The sequence below is a fragment of the Paenibacillus cymbidii genome (assembly GCF_004764705.1).
Lineage (GTDB): Bacteria > Bacillota > Bacilli > Paenibacillales > NBRC-103111 > Paenibacillus_AN > Paenibacillus_AN cymbidii.
Genome location: NZ_SHLX01000052.1, coordinates 1 through 16,176 on the forward strand (window position 1 = coordinate 1; position 16,176 = coordinate 16,176).

9 protein-coding genes are annotated in these 16,176 nt (G+C 58.2%); 1 reads left to right on the top strand and 8 read right to left on the bottom strand.

Going from position 1 to position 16,176, the window contains the following annotated elements; translation table 11 throughout:
- Positions 1-618 precede the first annotated feature (618 nt).
- A complete protein-coding gene (locus tag EXY20_RS36980) occupies positions 619-1,485 on the bottom strand; it encodes a LysR family transcriptional regulator (protein WP_135557464.1) in 867 nt (288 codons plus the stop codon).
- A gap of 135 nt (positions 1,486-1,620) precedes the next feature.
- Between EXY20_RS36980 and EXY20_RS36985 the strand changes: the two genes are divergently transcribed.
- Complete coding sequence (locus EXY20_RS36985) at positions 1,621-2,625, top strand: DMT family transporter (protein WP_328592624.1); 1,005 nt, start codon at positions 1,621-1,623, stop codon at positions 2,623-2,625.
- 128 nt (positions 2,626-2,753) lie between these two features.
- Here the strand turns inward: EXY20_RS36985 and EXY20_RS36990 are convergent, their stop codons facing one another.
- The 7 genes from EXY20_RS36990 to EXY20_RS37020 form a co-directional block, all read right to left on the bottom strand.
- Positions 2,754-3,563 carry a M55 family metallopeptidase gene (locus tag EXY20_RS36990; RefSeq protein ID WP_135557465.1) on the bottom strand — a complete coding sequence of 270 codons (810 nt, stop codon included), beginning with the start codon at positions 3,561-3,563 and terminating at the stop codon, positions 2,754-2,756.
- Positions 3,564-3,686: 123 nt separating this feature from the next.
- Entirely contained in the window at positions 3,687-5,297 is a 1,611-nt protein-coding gene (locus EXY20_RS36995; RefSeq protein ID WP_135557466.1) for an amidohydrolase family protein, read from the bottom strand.
- A 70-nt stretch (positions 5,298-5,367) separates the two neighbouring features.
- Positions 5,368-6,246, bottom strand: a complete 879-nt coding sequence (locus EXY20_RS37000) for a carbohydrate ABC transporter permease (protein WP_135557467.1) — start codon at positions 6,244-6,246, stop codon at positions 5,368-5,370.
- A gap of 13 nt (positions 6,247-6,259) precedes the next feature.
- Positions 6,260-7,228 carry an ABC transporter permease gene (locus EXY20_RS37005; protein WP_135557468.1) on the bottom strand — a complete coding sequence of 323 codons (969 nt, stop codon included), beginning with the start codon at positions 7,226-7,228 and terminating at the stop codon, positions 6,260-6,262.
- Between the two features lie 43 nt (positions 7,229-7,271).
- The gene (locus EXY20_RS37010) at positions 7,272-8,891 is read right to left on the bottom strand and encodes an extracellular solute-binding protein (protein ID WP_135557469.1); all 1,620 of its coding nucleotides are present in this window, start codon (positions 8,889-8,891) and stop codon (positions 7,272-7,274) included.
- Positions 8,892-9,042: 151 nt separating this feature from the next.
- Positions 9,043-11,370, bottom strand: coding sequence for a helix-turn-helix domain-containing protein (locus EXY20_RS37015; protein WP_135557470.1), 2,328 nt, complete (start codon positions 11,368-11,370; stop codon positions 9,043-9,045).
- Between the two features lie 147 nt (positions 11,371-11,517).
- Positions 11,518-15,942 carry a CBM96 family carbohydrate-binding protein gene (locus EXY20_RS37020; RefSeq protein WP_135557471.1) on the bottom strand — a complete coding sequence of 1,475 codons (4,425 nt, stop codon included), beginning with the start codon at positions 15,940-15,942 and terminating at the stop codon, positions 11,518-11,520.
- Positions 15,943-16,176: the final 234 nt, after the last annotated feature.

Genomic DNA, 16,176 nt, shown 5'->3' on the forward strand with positions numbered 1-16,176 from the left:
TGCCCGAACGCGCCACCGACGGCCCAGCGTCCTACCATTCCACCGCTGTATCTGACATTAAAATCGATGAAATCCTGCGAATGGCTGAGCATTCGTGAGAAATACCCTTAAATACGAGGGACGGAACGTAGTGAGCTTATTTGCTGATTTTACCCGATTTTAATCGAATTTTCGTCAAATAACGACTGTGAGATCCGTTAGATTTGCAAACGGGCCGATTTCTACCGAATAAGACCTGTACGAACCGTTAGCCGCTGAAACCATTCGTCCGAGCGCCATTGCAGCTGCATTTTGGGCGAATCTGACGTTGCTCACAAGAAATCGACTGCCTCGTTTTCAGCCTTGCAACGGAGCTTTGGCGGGCGGACTGTTCCACCACTTGAGCTGCGTTTAACATTCGGTGAAGCACCTCAACAAGACAATTCAATGGACAGCATCCTGTTCACGCCGGCCATCTTGCGCATTCTCCCACATGATCACAAACTGCTGACGCCATACTACACCCTGGAGACGGTATCTCCTACCTTCGTCCACATCGCCCGCGGCGCATTCGGGAAACATTGGAATTTCAATCCACACATCCCGCATGGGATGCGACTTTCGCAGAGACTGCGCCCCTCAGCCCACCTTTCCGGCTTCCTCCAGCAGCCGGATAAACGCGGCGAGCGCGCCGCTTGCGTGCGATTCCTTGCGCACGATGAACGTCGTCTCCATGCGGCTCAGCTCGAGCGGAAGCGCAAGAGTGCGCAGCAAGCCGTCCGCTTCCGGCTTGTCGGCGACAGAGCGCGGCAGCAGCGAAATGCCGAGACCGGCCGACACGCCGCCGATCACCGCCTCGAGCGTGCCGAATTCCATGATCAGCGGCTGCGAATAGCCGCCCGCATCCAGCCAACGTACGAGCACGTCGCGATAGGAGCAGCCGGCGCTCAGCACGAGAATCGGCTTCGCCGCCGCCTCTTCGAGCGTAAGAACGGTCGGTGCGGAAACGACGACCAGCTCTTCGTCGAAAGCGGCATACGTCTGAAGCTCCGGATGCTCATGCCGGTGGCCGACGAAAGCGCCGTCCAGTTCGTAACGCAGCACCTTGTCCTGCAAGCTCTGTGTCGTGCCGGTCGTCAGCGACAGCAGCACCCGCGGATAGCGCCCGTAGTAGGCGGTCAACAACCGCGGCAGCCGCACCGCAGCGGCAGACTGCGTCGAGCCGATCTGCAGCTGCCCGACCGGTTCGCTCCCGGCGGACAACGCATGCGTCGCTTCGTCCAGCATGCCGATGATTTTGTCGGCGTAGGCGAGCAGCGTTTTGCCGCTGGCGGACAGCAGCATACCGCGATTATGCCGAACGAACAGCGTCGTACCCAACTCCGCCTCCAACTGGCGAACGCGTGCGGTCACGTTGGACTGCACGTAACCGAGCCGTTCGGCCGCCTTCGTAATCGACCCTTCCTTGGCCACCATCTGAAACATGCGCAGTTCCGCGCTCTCCATGAACGATTCGCCCCATTTCAGCCATCACTTTTTCAGATATCAATTATCAGTAACAATCATTATACATAACACCGCCCCTCCGCTACAATAGCCTTACTCGGCAATCACCATGAAGCCACTGCGGGAGGGGATACGATGAGCGGCATGCCGGCAAGGAAATATATCTCACTCGTTCTGCTTACGACTTTGATTATGGGAGTCGCGTTCCCCGTCGGCAAAATGGGACTCGCCTACTCGCCGCCATTCCTGCTGATGGGCTTGCGCTTCACGCTGGCAGGCGGTCTGCTGGCGCTTATCGTCGCCCGCAAGCCGCAGCCGCGCGGCCGGCAATGGGTTCAGGCGGCGCTGGTCGGCATGCTCCAGTCCGCCGGTGTTATGGGCTGCGCCTACTATAGCATGCACTGGATCACCTCCGGCGAATCGGCGATCATCACCTGTGCCAATCCGCTGCTGGTAATCGTGCTCGGCACGCTGTTCACAGGGGCAAAATACCGCGCCGGACAGTGGCTCGGCGTAGCGGTCGGCCTGGCCGGTATCGCTGTCAGCTTCGGATTGCGGCTTGGCATCCAGACCGGCACGTTCATCGGCTTGACGGGCGCCTTCTTCTTCGCTGTATCCACACTGCTGCTCAAGCGGTGGGGCCCCGCTTTCGACATGAACGTGCTGGCCGCCTACCAGATGCTCGCCGGCGGGGCGGGACTGCTGGCGCTCAGCGCGATCGCCGAAACGCCGCATCTCGCGGTCACTCCCGCTTTTGTCGCCATTTTGCTGTGGTTGGTCGTCGTCTGCTCGATCGTCCAATTCATGCTCTGGTTCTTCCTGCTCCGCCATGGCGATCCGGCGAAAACGAGCTCGTTTCTGTTTCTTGTGCCCCTCTATGGCGTGTTGTCCAGTTGGGTGCTGCTCGGCGAACGGGTGAGTTGGAATGTCGCTTGTGGCGGCGCGTTGATCGGTTTGGGCATCTATCTGGTTAATCGGGTGGGGAGCGGGGGAGGCATAGCGGAGGGAGACAGCAACTCGCAGCCGACCGCCACGAATAGGCCATGTTTTATGGCCTATTTCTTTAAAAAAAGCAGGCAACAACAAAATAGCCAGCGAAAACACTGGCTATTCGCTAGAAAACCTCCTTTTGGGAGCTGAATCAGCAAAATAGGCCATGTTTTCGCTGGCTATTTCCGCCGGACCGCCTGAAATGGCACGAATAGGCCATTTTTTATGGCCTATTTTCGTGACATGGCGCGGTTTGGAGCGGCGAACTGGCTAGCGCTTCACTTATAACTGTTCAGCAAGTCGATCAGGTTGCCTTGATGCTCGGACCGCAGCACGCGAGCCGGCTGTTCGCCATTGCGGCGATAATGCACTTCCTTCCGGAACGGCGGCTGCACCGGCAGCAGCGCAAACTGCCCACGATCGTCGCGGAACCGGCGCAGCGCCCGCTCCGCCCCGGCTCGAATGAGCCGGCGCGCCTGCTCGGGATGCAGATGGATCGCACCATTGTTCCGCTCCTTGTACTGCTCCGTATCGCATTCGTCGCCGCTGCCCGGCATAATGCCCCACTTGACGGTTACCGCCTCGAACCCGTCAACCAGCGCGGTCGCTTCCTGCACGAAGGCCGCATCGCCCGAGCCGAAAATCGACCTCACTCCGAGAAAAGCGCCGCACATCGCCACCTGGCCGAACTCGCCGACGGATATATCGTTGATGCGGTAATCGATCGTGTTGAACCACCCGGTATGCGCCATGTGCGCGTATTCGGTTCCCGCCTTGGCATGCTGGCCGATCCAGGCGATCGCATCGAACGAAGCGTCCAGCATATACGGGTAGGGGGTCGGCAACGGGCCGCGCAAATATTTGACGCGTTCGTCGAGGAGCAGGTTGTTGATCCCCCCGTATCCGTGCGCGTCCACGACAAGGATTTCCGTCGCTCCAGCGGCGTAAAAGCCTTCGACCGCCGCGTTGATTTCCAGCGTCAGCAGTTTTTTGCCCTCTTCATAATACCGTCCTTCCGGCGTTACCCAAATGTCGTGATTCACAACGCCGCATACGCCTTCCATATCCGTCATCAGAAACAGTTTCATCCGATCCCTCTTTTCCGCAGGCCACCCCGCGATCTACCGCCCATTCACCCTGCCGTTCAGCGCCCGCCAATGTCTCGCTTGTCTTCGCCTCCGCTATCCCGCCAGTCCCCGCCGCCTCCCGCCCTACACGCGGCACCGCCGCAAAATCGCGGCAAAATTGCCGCCGAATATCGCCCGTTTCGCCTCGGGCGAAATGTTGGCGTAAGCGAGCCAGCCGAGCTGGGGGCGCGGGTCGCGCATCGACGAATCGGTGCCAAACAGCACTTTGCCGGCGCCTACTTCCTTCACCAGGTATTCGATCGCCCCCAGCGTCACCGACGTATACGTCAACTGGATCGAAACGTGGGGATGCTTCTTCGCCACCTGCGCATACTTGACGGCGATGTCAAACGACCTCCCGCCATGATCCATAAAAATGCTCACTTCCGGATACAACGTAGCCAGCGTATCGATTTGCTCCATAAACTGTTCGTCCGACTGCAGCGCAGGGTCGACCAGCGCGTACAGCCGCAAGCTGTTGCCCACCTTCCACCACGGCGCATAAACCGGATCCGTATACGGGATGTGTTCATTGTAATAGTACGGCTTCATCCCGCGAAAGCCTTTCTCCATATGCCATTTCCGCGCTTCCGCCTCGACGTCCTCTCCGTAGTTGGGATCGATGCGCACGAACGCCTCGACTTCGTCCGGGTAGCGGTCCCTGGCGATTTCGGCGATGCGGTTGCCCGCCGCCGTATCGCCGCCGTTGACGCCGACCCACGGGGCAACCGACATTTTGGTGATGCCGATGGAGCGGTACAAGGCGATCATGCCGTCGACGTTGCCGCCGATCATCGGCAGTCCGCTGCCGGTTTCGCCGCCGTCCTCGATGATGTGGGTGTGCGAATCGAGCACCGGAATCGGCAGCGGCAAGCCGCGCGAAGCGCTATACGTCACTTCGTCCTGATCCGGGTACCCCGCCGCCGGCGGTTCGACGCCAAGCAACCGAGCCAGGTTGCCGCCGGCAATGCGGCGCTTGGCGTCGTCCGGGATGCGGGCGTAATCGACGAACGCGCGGGCCGCGCCCGGACTTTTGAACGGCATGCCGCTGCCGAACAGCAGCCGGTCGGCGCCGAACCGGCGGTACGCGGTTTCGATGAATTCATTCGCCTGCAGCGTCGACAGCTCGACGTGCAGGTTGGCGAAACGGTCCAGCAGCGGAAACAACCGCCGCTCCTTGCCCCAGTTCAGGCCGCACACGATTACGTTCAATTCGGGAAACTCCTGCAGCATGTCCGCCAGCCGCTGCCAGTCGCTGCCCTTGGCCAGTCCGTCCAGCTCGGCTGCGTCGACGAACAGCGGCATGCCGGCTTGCGCCAGCTCCGCGAACAAACCGCCGACCGTCCACCGGTCGGTGGCGAACTGATGCGTGTGCGGGTACAGTTTCGCCGCCCGGATTCCGTGCCGCTGCATCCCGGCGATCAAGTCGCCGGGCGACGGAAAATCGCCGAGCTGGTCCGGCAGCACGGTCCAGCAGCCGAACAACCGCGGGCTTGCGGCAAGCTCCGGCAGCAGCGCCTGATTGCCGAACAAGGGTGCATGCGATTTGCCGAGTCCGTGATGCACCAATGCGCCGGCAATGCCGGTTCGCTCCATTTCGGCCAACACATCGTCCGTCCGCCACATCTGCAGCGGGTGCTTGTATCCCATCCGGCCCAACTGCACGTGGCAATCGAAAAATTGCAAGTGTTCCATTCGTCATCGCGCCTTTCGCTAGTCCGCCATTTCGTCGCTTGCTCCCACGGCTCCTTGTTCACTTGGCCACCTACTCCTTGATCGCTCCGATCATCACGCCTTTGACAAAATACTTCTGCAGAAACGGGTACAGCAGCATGATCGGCCCCGTCGCGACGATAATCGTGGCGTACTTGATCGTCGTGCTGACCGCCACCTTGTTGTTGGTCGTCATGCCGACCATCATGTTGTCCACGCTGTTCGTAATCAGGATTTCGCGCAAAATGATTTGCAGCGGATACAACTCGCGACTGCGAATAAAAATGATCGCCCCGAACCACGAATTCCAGTGCGCCACGCCGTAGAACAGCACCATCACCATCACCACGGGCAGCGAAAGCGGCAGCACGATCCGGAACAGGATCGTAAAATCGTTCGCCCCGTCGATTTTGGCCGATTCCACCAGACTGGGCGGTATTTCCTGAAACGCCGTTCGCATAATAATCAGGTTGAACGTGCCGATCGCTCCGGGAATGATCAAGGCCCAAAGACTGTCGAGCATGCCCAGGCCGGTAACGAGCAAGTAATACGGCACCAGCCCCCCGCCAAAAAACATCGTAAACACGATCAGAAACATCAGCGGTTTGCCGAGCATCACCCGGTTGTTCGAAAGCCCGTAAGCCGCCAGCGAGGTCATCAGCAAATTCAGGCTCGTGCCGACAACGACAATAAACAACGTGTTCATGTAGCCGCTGCGAATCGACGGGTTGTCGAACACCGCCTTGTACGCCGCCAGGTTGAACCCGGACGGGAACCAGATCAGCCCCCGCTGCTGCGCGACCCAGGCGGCGTCGCCGAGCGATGCCACCAGCACGTACCAGAACGGATACAGGGTGGCGAACATGAGCAGCAGCATGAACAAAACATTGGCAGCGTCAAAGAGCCGTTCTCCGAACGAACGCGTATTCATCTTTGGCCACCCCCTACCACAGCTTCGTTTCGGTCATTCGTTTGCTGAACGCATTGGCCGACACGAGCAAGGCAAAATTGAGCACGGAATTGAACAGCCCGATGGCGGCGCTGTAGCTGAAATTGGCTTGCAGCAGCCCTTTGCGGTACACGTAGGTGCCGATCACGTCCGCCGTTTCGTACGTCGCCGTGTTGTAGAGCAGCAAAATTTTGTCGCTGTTGACGGACATGATGCTGCCGATTTGCAGAATGAACAAAATGATGATCGTCGGCGCCATGCCGGGCAGCGTGATGTGCTGCATCATGCGCCAGCGGCCCGCGCCGTCGACTTTGGCCGCTTCGTACAGCGACGGATTGATGACGGCGATGGCGGCCAAATAAATGATCGAGCCCCAGCCGACATTTTGCCATAGCCCCGAACCGATGAAGATCGTGCGAAACCAGCCGGGCTCGAGCAAATACGCCGTTTGCGCCGTGCCGCCGAACGAGGCAAGCAACTGATTGACCAACCCGTCCCGGGCGAGAAAATCGACGATCATCCCGACCACCACGACCAGCGAGATAAAATAGGGCAAATATGTCACGGTCTGCACGATCCGCTTGAACAGCAGACTGCGAATTTCGTTCAGCAGCAGCGCCAGCACGATCGGCGCCGAAAAGCCGATCAGCAAATCGTAGAAGCTGAGCAGCAGCGTGTTGCGGATGAGCCGCCAGAAATAGAAGCTGCGGAAAAACTCGCCGAAATATTGCAGCCCGACCCATGGACTGTGCAGCATGCCGCGCATGGGGGTATAAGCTTTGAAGGCGATCTGCAGCCCGTACATCGGGCCGTAATGAAACAGCGCATAATAAGCCGCGACGGGAAGCAGCATCAAATACACGTAACGATTGACGCTGAAGTCCCGCAGCAGCCTGGCGCCGTATGTGTTGCTCCTTGCCGCTTTGGCACTTTGACGAGCGCTTGGCGTCGCTTGGACTGGCATCCGAACTCCTCGCTTTCCTCTGTCGACACGAAACAGGCTGCCTTTACCGCTTCAAGTAACGGTCGTACCCGGTTTGCTGGAGTTTGATCGCTTCTTCGATGCCGAGCTTCTTCAGTGTTTTGAGATAATCGTCGAATTTATCCAGCGGCTCCGCTCCCATAATGAACTTGTTCGTCATTTCTTTGCGGTACGTCTCCAGGTCGGCGAAAATGACGCTGAAGCGCGACTGTTCGTCGGCGGTCATGTCGACGGTCGGCATCAGCTTGCCGAAGTCCGCTTTGGTCCAGTTCAGCTGCGCTTCCTTCTGCTCCGTCAGCGTGTTGTATTGCTCGTAGCCATCGGCGTCGAACTCGAACGGGCCGCTGCTGCCCATGATCGTGTACTGGTTCAGCGCATCGGAAACCGACAGGCCCTTCGGGTTTTTCATAATCAGATCGGTAAACTTCGGCTTGCCGTTCACCATCGTATAGCTTTCGCCTTCGATGCCGAAATTGTACAGCAGATGGCCTTCCTTGCCGTAAGCGTAATCGAGCCACTTGGCGATTTGCTCCGGATGCTTGGCCGACGTGGAGATGGCGGCGCCGATGCCGTAGAAGATCGGATCGTGGTTGGCGATCGACTTGCCGCCTTTGGCGAGCGCCGGGAACGGGGCGCCGACCAGTTGGAACACCGGATCCTTCGTTTTCATCAAATTCATGTATTTGCCGAGCGTGCCGCCGAGCCAGCCTACCGTTGCGCCAAGCTGGTTGCCGGTAATTTTGGCATCCTTCAGCTTGTCGTCCACGGTCATGTAATCCTTGTCGATCAGCCCCGCCTTATACCACTTGTTCATCAGCGTCAGGAAATCCTTGTACTGCGGCTCGTACGGGCCGTATTTGACTTTGCCGCCGTCCTGGAAGAACGAATACGAAATGCCGTACGCGCCGAGAAACGCAATGCTGTATTCCATGTTGGAAACGTCGTACAGCAGCGGGATTTCGTCCTTCTTGCCGTTGCCGTTCGGATCGTTGTCGCGGAAGGCGGTCAGCACCTTTTCCCATTCGTCCAGGGTAGTCGGCACTTCCAGATTGAGCTTCTTCAGCCAGTCGCCACGCAGCATCGGCCCGCAAAATACCGTCAGCCGCGGATCGTCGCCAATGAGCGGGAACACGTACATGTTGCCTTCCGCGCTCATGACCTCCCGTTTGATATACGGCCGGTCCTTGAACAATTGCGACAGATTGGGCGCGTACTTGTCGATCAGGTCGTTCAGGCGCAGGATTTTGCCTTCGGCGATCGCTTTGTCCGGATAATTGGACTGCCAGTTGTAGTCGATGACGTCCGGCAATTTGCCCGATACGAGCATCAGGTTGAACTGGTCGGTCTCCTGGCCGTTCGGCGGATGCTGGAACTCCACCTTCGTGCCGGTGATTTTCTCCATTGCTTTGTACATCGCCATTTCGCCGTTGTTTTTCAGCCCCGGCATGCCCCGCACCCAATACGTCATGCTGGCCGGATACGCGGTGCCGTTCGCGTCCGGCTTGACGCTCGCTTGCGCCGAGCCGCTTGCTTGCGGCGACGTTTCGCTGCCGGTCTGGCCGCCTTTGCTGCATGCCGCCAATTGTCCGGTCAGCGCCACCGTTACCGCCAGCGCCGCAACCGCCTTGCTTCGCTTCGTTCCCATCCTGTAAGCCTCCCTTTTCCCTTATGGTCGATCGGCTTTAAGCCATCTCCAACGATACAGGGGGAGGCCCAATCCGAACATAGCCGGGATTTACAATCGGTTATCCGGCCGCAAGATGGCCGTTATCCGATTTCAAACTGCCTTATCCGGTTTACTCCTGGGCGGACGAAGCGAGCATGTCGCGGTATTTGCCGGGCGTGATGCCTTCGTATTTTTTGAAAAAACGGACGAAGCCGACATCGTTGGCGTATCCGATGCGCAAGGCGATATCGGCCATCGTCAGCGTGCGGTCGGCCAGCAGCCGCTTGGCTTCCCGGATGCGAACGCGGGCGATGTAGTCGGTGATGTTTTCGTTGCTGTGTTTTTTGAAGAAGGAAGAAAGATACTGCGGCGTCAGTTGAAAATAATCGGCCATTGCGGTCAGATTTAGGCTGTTCTCCGCGTAGTGCTTGTCGATATAGCGGGCAATGCGGGCATACAACTGCTCGCCGTGCTCCTTCTTCTCCTTGTTCGCCTCGTGGCACAAGTCGCCGAACAGCCGCTTCACGATCGCCAGCATCTGTTCGGCCGTCGCGCTGCCCGCCAGCTCCTTCATCGGCTCGGCCGCGCTTTCCAGCCGCTCCTTGTCGCCGGCGCCCAGTCCCTTCAACACTTTCACATAAGTGCCCAGCAGCTCGTAAAACAAACATTTGCCCATCTCCGGGGTAATGCCGCCGGACGTAATATTCACGTCGTATATTTGGTCGAGCAGGCTTTCCGCGTTGCCGTAGTCGCCGACCCGGGCGTAATTAATGAGCTGCGCTTCGGTTTCGAGCGGGTAATGGTAATAATACGGCTGCTGCTCCGCCGTTTCCTCGTAATAAATGATGACATTGGGGCCGTAAAGCATATGGTATTCCAGCGCCAGATGCGCTTCCCGGTAGCAGGTCCCGATCGCGTCGACGCCGCGATGGACGGCGCTGACGCCGATCGTGATGTCGAGCTTGAAGCGTGTGACCGCCACCTGCCTGACCTGTTCGGCCAAAGCGTTCCGCTGCCGCTCCGTCGACTCCCCCGGCTCCGCGCAGTTGATCAGCACCGCCAGCCGGTTGCGGTCGAGCTCGACTACATAGCCGGCCGTCCACAACAAGTCGGCGCTCAGATTGGCGAGCACGAACCGCACCAGCGCCCATTCCTTCTCCGTATCGCCGGTCATAAATTCCTTGCCGTCGTTCACATGAACGATCATGATGACGAAATGGTCGTGCGGGAACGCGATGCCCATAAACGCAAACGAATCGTCGCGCAGCGCCTCCGCTTCGACATGCCCTTTAATCAGCCGCAGCAAAAAGTTGGCCCGCAGCACCGGCCGCTGCTCGGACAATGTCCGGCTTAGCCGGTGGTTCTCTTCGAAGGAGCGGATCACCGACATTTTGATATAATCGAGCTCGTTCGTTTGTTCGCCGTCCGCCCGGTCGCCCCGGGTCCGGATCGTGCGGACGACGTCGCGGATCGGGTTGTAGTTGCGCATCGCCAAATAGTACGACACCAGCGCGCCCGCCAGCAAGATGAGCAGCAGCAGCAAGGCGGCGCGGTCTTTCAGGCGGTACACCTGCTCCAGCAGCAGCCGTTTGGGCACGACGGAGATGTACTTCCATCCGTTGTTGCCTGACGTATAGGAAACCATCTTCGCTTCGCCGTCCTGCTGAAACTGCCGGTAGCCCGCGTCGCCATCCAGCTGCGCCAGCCATTCCTCGCTCCGCCCGGTCTTCTCCGCCGTGGAGACGATCACCTGACGGGCGGCGTCGACGATATAGATCTCGCCTTGATTCGTCGCCTGAATCGATTGGATCAGCCGGTCGAACTCGCGCTCCTTGATCAGTACGGCCAAATAGCCTTTGGCGTTCGTTTTTTCGCCCCACGGAAGCGATTCCACATAAGTGAACATCGGATCGCTGCCGCTCAGGCCGGTAGTGAAGCTGTCGGGAAAATAGCTCTGGTGCCTCACGCCGGCGAACACCTCGCGGATCGCCCAGTCGACGCTTTTCCCCTGGTACTGCAGCATCTTTTCGAAAAAAGTCGGCGCGTCCGCCTTGCCCGTCGTCGTCAGCACCGTTTCCGTGTTTTTGAAGTACAGAAACACTTCCCCGACGAAATTGCTGATGCTGCGAATGTTTTGCAGTTCCTTCATGATGTCGACAAAATCGAATTGCCGGCTGGCGAAATCGTCCTCGCCATGGCTCAGCGCCCACTGCACCTTCGGATTGAGCGCGATTTGCAGCGTCATTTTGTCGATTTCGTTGAAGCGGTTTTCCGCAACGAGCTTGACCTGCTCCAGCAGCCCCATGTTCGTCCGGTTGGAGTTGGCGACGAGCATCGCCTCAATCTGTTGAAACAGGAACACGCCGATCAGCACCGGCAGCAGCAGGACGGACATGTAGGAAAGCATAAACGTAAGGAACAGGCTTCTTCGGCGTTTGATCTTCTGCAGCCATTTCACGAATTAATCCCCCTGCCTCGATCGATGGTCGTTTGCTTTAACTGTACCACGAAGGATTCGCCGCCGACAGCAAAAGATGCAGGGGGAAAACAAGCTGCCTTTGCCCCCCGTAACGGCGGGACAAAGGCAGTCGGTTGCGACCCGGGCTTAGCCGCCCGTCGGCGGATTGTACACGACGGCAATATTCGGCGGCGCGTAGTTGCCGGCGATGTTGATCTGCCCGGCCGCGATGCCGCCAAGCCGCACGTTCCCGGAAATATAGTTATGGAAGTTCAACTGCTGCAAGGCTCCCAGGAAATTGCCGACGGTTACGTTGCCGCCGATGCCGTGGAAGTCGATCGTGCCGCCTGCCAGCATCGATTGGCCTACGGTCAGGCCGCTGCCGGAAATTTGCCCTTGCAGGTTAATATTGCCTTTGGCATAGTATGCCCCTTGAACGGAAACCCGGTCCAACGTCGAAAATTGCGAGTTCCCCGTCACGTATAACGACTTGCCGATCGCAAACGACGAGTAGTTGCCGCTGCTTGGCATAAAGTCGCCGGTGCTGCTGACGTTTCCGTCGACGGCCAGGGAACTGAACCCTTTGAAGCTGATCCCGCCGCCGATCAAGTCGCCCTTGATCGAGCCTGAAGCAATGTTGCCGCCCTGGAAGGCGATGGCCCCTTGCGCGCTCATCGTGCCGTCTACCGTCATGCTGCCTACGCTGGAATTGAACGTAATGCCGCCCGCCGCGATCACATTGCCGTGAATGACCAAGCCGTTGATGTAGCCGTTGAACGTCAGCGGTCCGTTGCAGACGACATCGCCATAGATGACGAGATTGGACGTAGCGCCGATCTGGCAGGAGCTGCCGCCGTAAACGACGGTGCTGCCGACGGTCGACGAGTCGCCGATCGTCATGGCGCCGTAGGTGTTGGCGATTGAAACCGCGCCGGCGTACAGCTGTTGCGGCAGCGCCACGCTGTTGCCGTTCTGGGTGATCGTCTTATTCCCTGCCGCCACGGAACCCGGAGTCGTCACGGTCAGCGGCAATGGCTGAGCGGCGAGCTGCTGGTTGAGGTAACCGGTGAAATCGGCCGCAAAGCTGGCATCCTGCGTGTAGCCGCCCGCCGCTACTGCAATTTCCGCCAGCCCCGTTCCGGCGCTGCCGTACACGACCTGATTGCCGAAGATCGCCGGTGTCGGCGTTGGCGTTGGCGTTGGTGTTGGCGTCGGCGTTGGCGTCGGTGTTGGCGTCGGCGAAGGAGTAGGCGTTGCAAGCTCCGTTGTAACGACCAGCTCGGGCGTCATGGCCGAACCCGCTTCCCTGGCGAAAAAGTCGACGTAATCCGTATGCCCCGGCGTATTCTCCAGACTGAAGCTTGCGGTATGATCGCCGGCGGTCTGGCTGCGGAGGAAGGAAGTCACGTCAAACTCGTGATACTTCTCCGTTCCGGTCACGATGACATGGCCGAGCGCCGTTGCCCCTCTTGCGGGCGCGTTGTTGCCGGTAATACCGGTTTCCGTCCAGTTGTCCGCGTCAACGGCATAAGCGGATACGTCGGCTTGCGCGTTCGGCGTCGAATCGTCGAGCCCGTACACGCGCAGCGTGGCGCTGTTGACATTGGCGCTTACTTTGCCGATGGCGAGCGACTTATCCCAGGCGATCATGCCGAAATACCCGGGATCCGTATTGACGTTGTTCGTATCGAGGAACTCCGCCGCGAATTGATTGTTCACCCAGACTTGCACCTTGACGCCCGCGCTCGTATTGACGGCGCTTACCGTCACGAGAGCTTTCGTCTTGTCCTTGAGCAGCGTATTCGGCTGGTACAACCGCGTCGGAATATCGCCGTATTCGTCGTACGCCTGGAACTCGAACGTGTTTTCGTTGAAGATGAGCAAATATTCGTTGGTAAACGCATTGGCCTTCGGATCGGCTCCCCGGAGCACAAAGGCCGGCCAGATGCCGTCTTCGATTTCCGCCGATACATTGACCGTGATCGCTTCATTGCCGAATTTTTGCCCGTAGTAGCCAACTGCCGCAAGTTCGCCCGACAACGTCAGCGAATCCCCGCTGAAATTCAAATTGGCCTTGGTCGAACCGAGCCAGTGAGCCTGATCGTTCAGCATGGTGTTCGCCAGCGCATGCGAATCGGGAGCATAATCGAACTTCAGGAACGATTTTCGGCCATTGGAAACGATCAGCCGCTGCTCCGTGCCGTAATTGGCATCCGTACCCGCTTCGACATAGCTGTCCGCCACCGGCGTGTACGTTTCCGTCTGTACGATCGCACTCGGGGACGGCGTTGGCGTCGGCGTTGGCGTTGGTGTCGCAGTAGGTGTTGGCGAAGGCGTTGGCGTCGCGGTAGGCCCCGGCGTGTACGGGAACGGAAAGTCCGCCTTCAGCCCGACCTGCGACGTATCGATATTGACGAACCCTCTGGCCAGCGCCGGCGAACCGGCTTCTACCGTGTAGTCGTATCCGTTCGGATTGCGGAACAACGGATCGCCGATGAACGAATGCTGATCGTATTTGTTGTTGTCGAGCGTCTGCCAGTTGGCGAACGTATCGTCGCCCGGGATGTCTTCCGCGTTATACGTGCCGCCCGGATGGTAGAACACGTTGTTGTCGGCCGTCCCTACGCCCAGGGCTGGATCGCCGTGCTCGGAGCGGAACATGTAGGTGGTGATTCCCAGCGGCGAATTGAAGATGTTGTGCGTAAACGTGTTGTTCTTCGGCTGCTCGCATTGCGGATTGTAGTTGAGCGCGGCGATTTCCTTGCGAATCAGATTGTCGGACACAATGTTGTTGTCGAACACGTTGTCCGTGCCATTGACGAGGAAAGCGTAAAACCCGTTCGGAACAAAATTGCCGTTGCGGTTGTGATGAATGATGTTGTTGCGGATCGTCGTAAAGTTGGAGCTGCAATCGAGATAAATCCCCACGTCGCTGCCGGAAACGCCGCCGACGGTATCGTGCAGCACATTGTTCGCGATCACATTGTTTTTGCCGGAGCCCCAGCTGTAGATCATGCCGCCGTCCTCGGCGTCCTTCAGCACGTCGGACACGTCGTTGTATATCACCTGGTTGTTGCGGGCATACACGAAATCGAGCCGGTTGTCCATCGTCAAGGTCGTCCCGTATATGGTGCTGCCCATGGTCATCCCGTACAGCGCTTCGCCGCTCATCAGAATGCCGATGTACGGAAAATGCCGCACGTTGTTATGGGATACTTCGTTGTCCCCGCTGTAAGAAAGCGTGATTCCCGGCGCGTGGCCGACCAACTGGCCGCCGTTTTCCACCAGATTGTTGGAAATCAGATTGAATTTGTTGATATACGCCGCGTCCGCGTTGGGAAAATTGCCTTCGGGGCCGTAATCGCCGAATTCGTAGCTCACGGCTTTGACGCCGCTTGCGCCGCTTCCCTGAATATGATTGCCGTAAACCGTATTATGCTGGGCATAGTTCTGCATCACGATGGAGCTGTACCCGGAGTTAAGGAATTGATTGAACTGGAACGCAATATATTCCGCGTTCTCCATGACCACCATGGCTTCTTTGGCGTTCGTCACGCTGTTCACCGTATCGTACGGATAGTAGCTGGTGAAATCGGTCAAATTGAAGGTCAGGCCTTCGAATTGCAAATTTTTGACCGTTTGCGACATGCGAGAGCCTTTCAGCTCGAGCAGCCGTGTCATTTTCGGAGCGGTGATGACCTGGTCTTCGATCGGGCCGTTGTTCATCGGCCAATAATACAGGTAGCCTGCGGCCCGATCGAGATAAAATTCGCCGGGCGAGTCGAGGAAATCTTTGGACCCCTGGATAAAATAGCGGTTGCCGACGGTGATATCGTAAGCCGCGTTGTTCTGCAGCGTCACCAATCGCGTCGCCGCATCGATCGAGGCGATCGGCACCGTGGATTCGATAAAGTTCGACCCTGCCCAAATAACGGCCTGCGCCTGGCTGATGTCGAAACCGTCCGGCAAATCGCCCGCTTTGTAGACGAATTTGTTCTGCGAAGGGCCGCTGCTCCCCGCCACGCGCAAATAGGCGTTGCCGTCCGGCGTAATGTTCGGCGTCCTCGCTTTGACGCTGCGCACGTTGTTTTCGGTCAGCGTCTGGAACTTCCAGGAGGTGCCGACATACGCCTTGTAAATGTGGCCCGAATCGAGCGTCCAGTTCGTAATGCGCTGCCCGCCGATGAAGATCGGCTCTTCGTTGGCATAATTTTTGTAAATAATTGTATGATTGTTGTTGCCCGAATCGGCGTCGGTAAATGTGATTTTGTTATCTTCGTAGTAGTTGCCGCCGCGAATATAAACGATAATATCCCCGGTCATCGTTCCCTTGGTTGCGCGAATGACATCCCTCGCCTTCTGGATGGAGGCGAACGGCTGGGCAAGCGTGCCCGGATTGGCGTCGCTCCCCGTTGTCGCCACGTAATATTCCGCCTGCGGCGCATCCGCGTACACGGAGCCTGCGTAGGCGAATCCCAGGAGACTGTAAACGGCCATCGCGACCAGCATCGTCACGGGAATGAAGCGCTTTCGATTTCGCTTGACTGCCCCGATCTGTTTCGTCTGTCCCATACGTGATCTTCCTCTTTTCTGTTCCGGATTGGTGGTTTTTCTGGCATCGCTCCGTCATCGTAGTTCCGCTTCTTTACGCAATCGGTTCCCAAACTTCCCTCCCTTCCCTGTAGTCCGGTTTTTATCGTGTCACATCGCCTCCGAAGGGTAAATCGCAAAGTCCCGAATCGGGTGCAATTTTTCGCCGGCCCGCCATTTTACACCACATTCGGTTTATTGCAACAGGCGAATAAC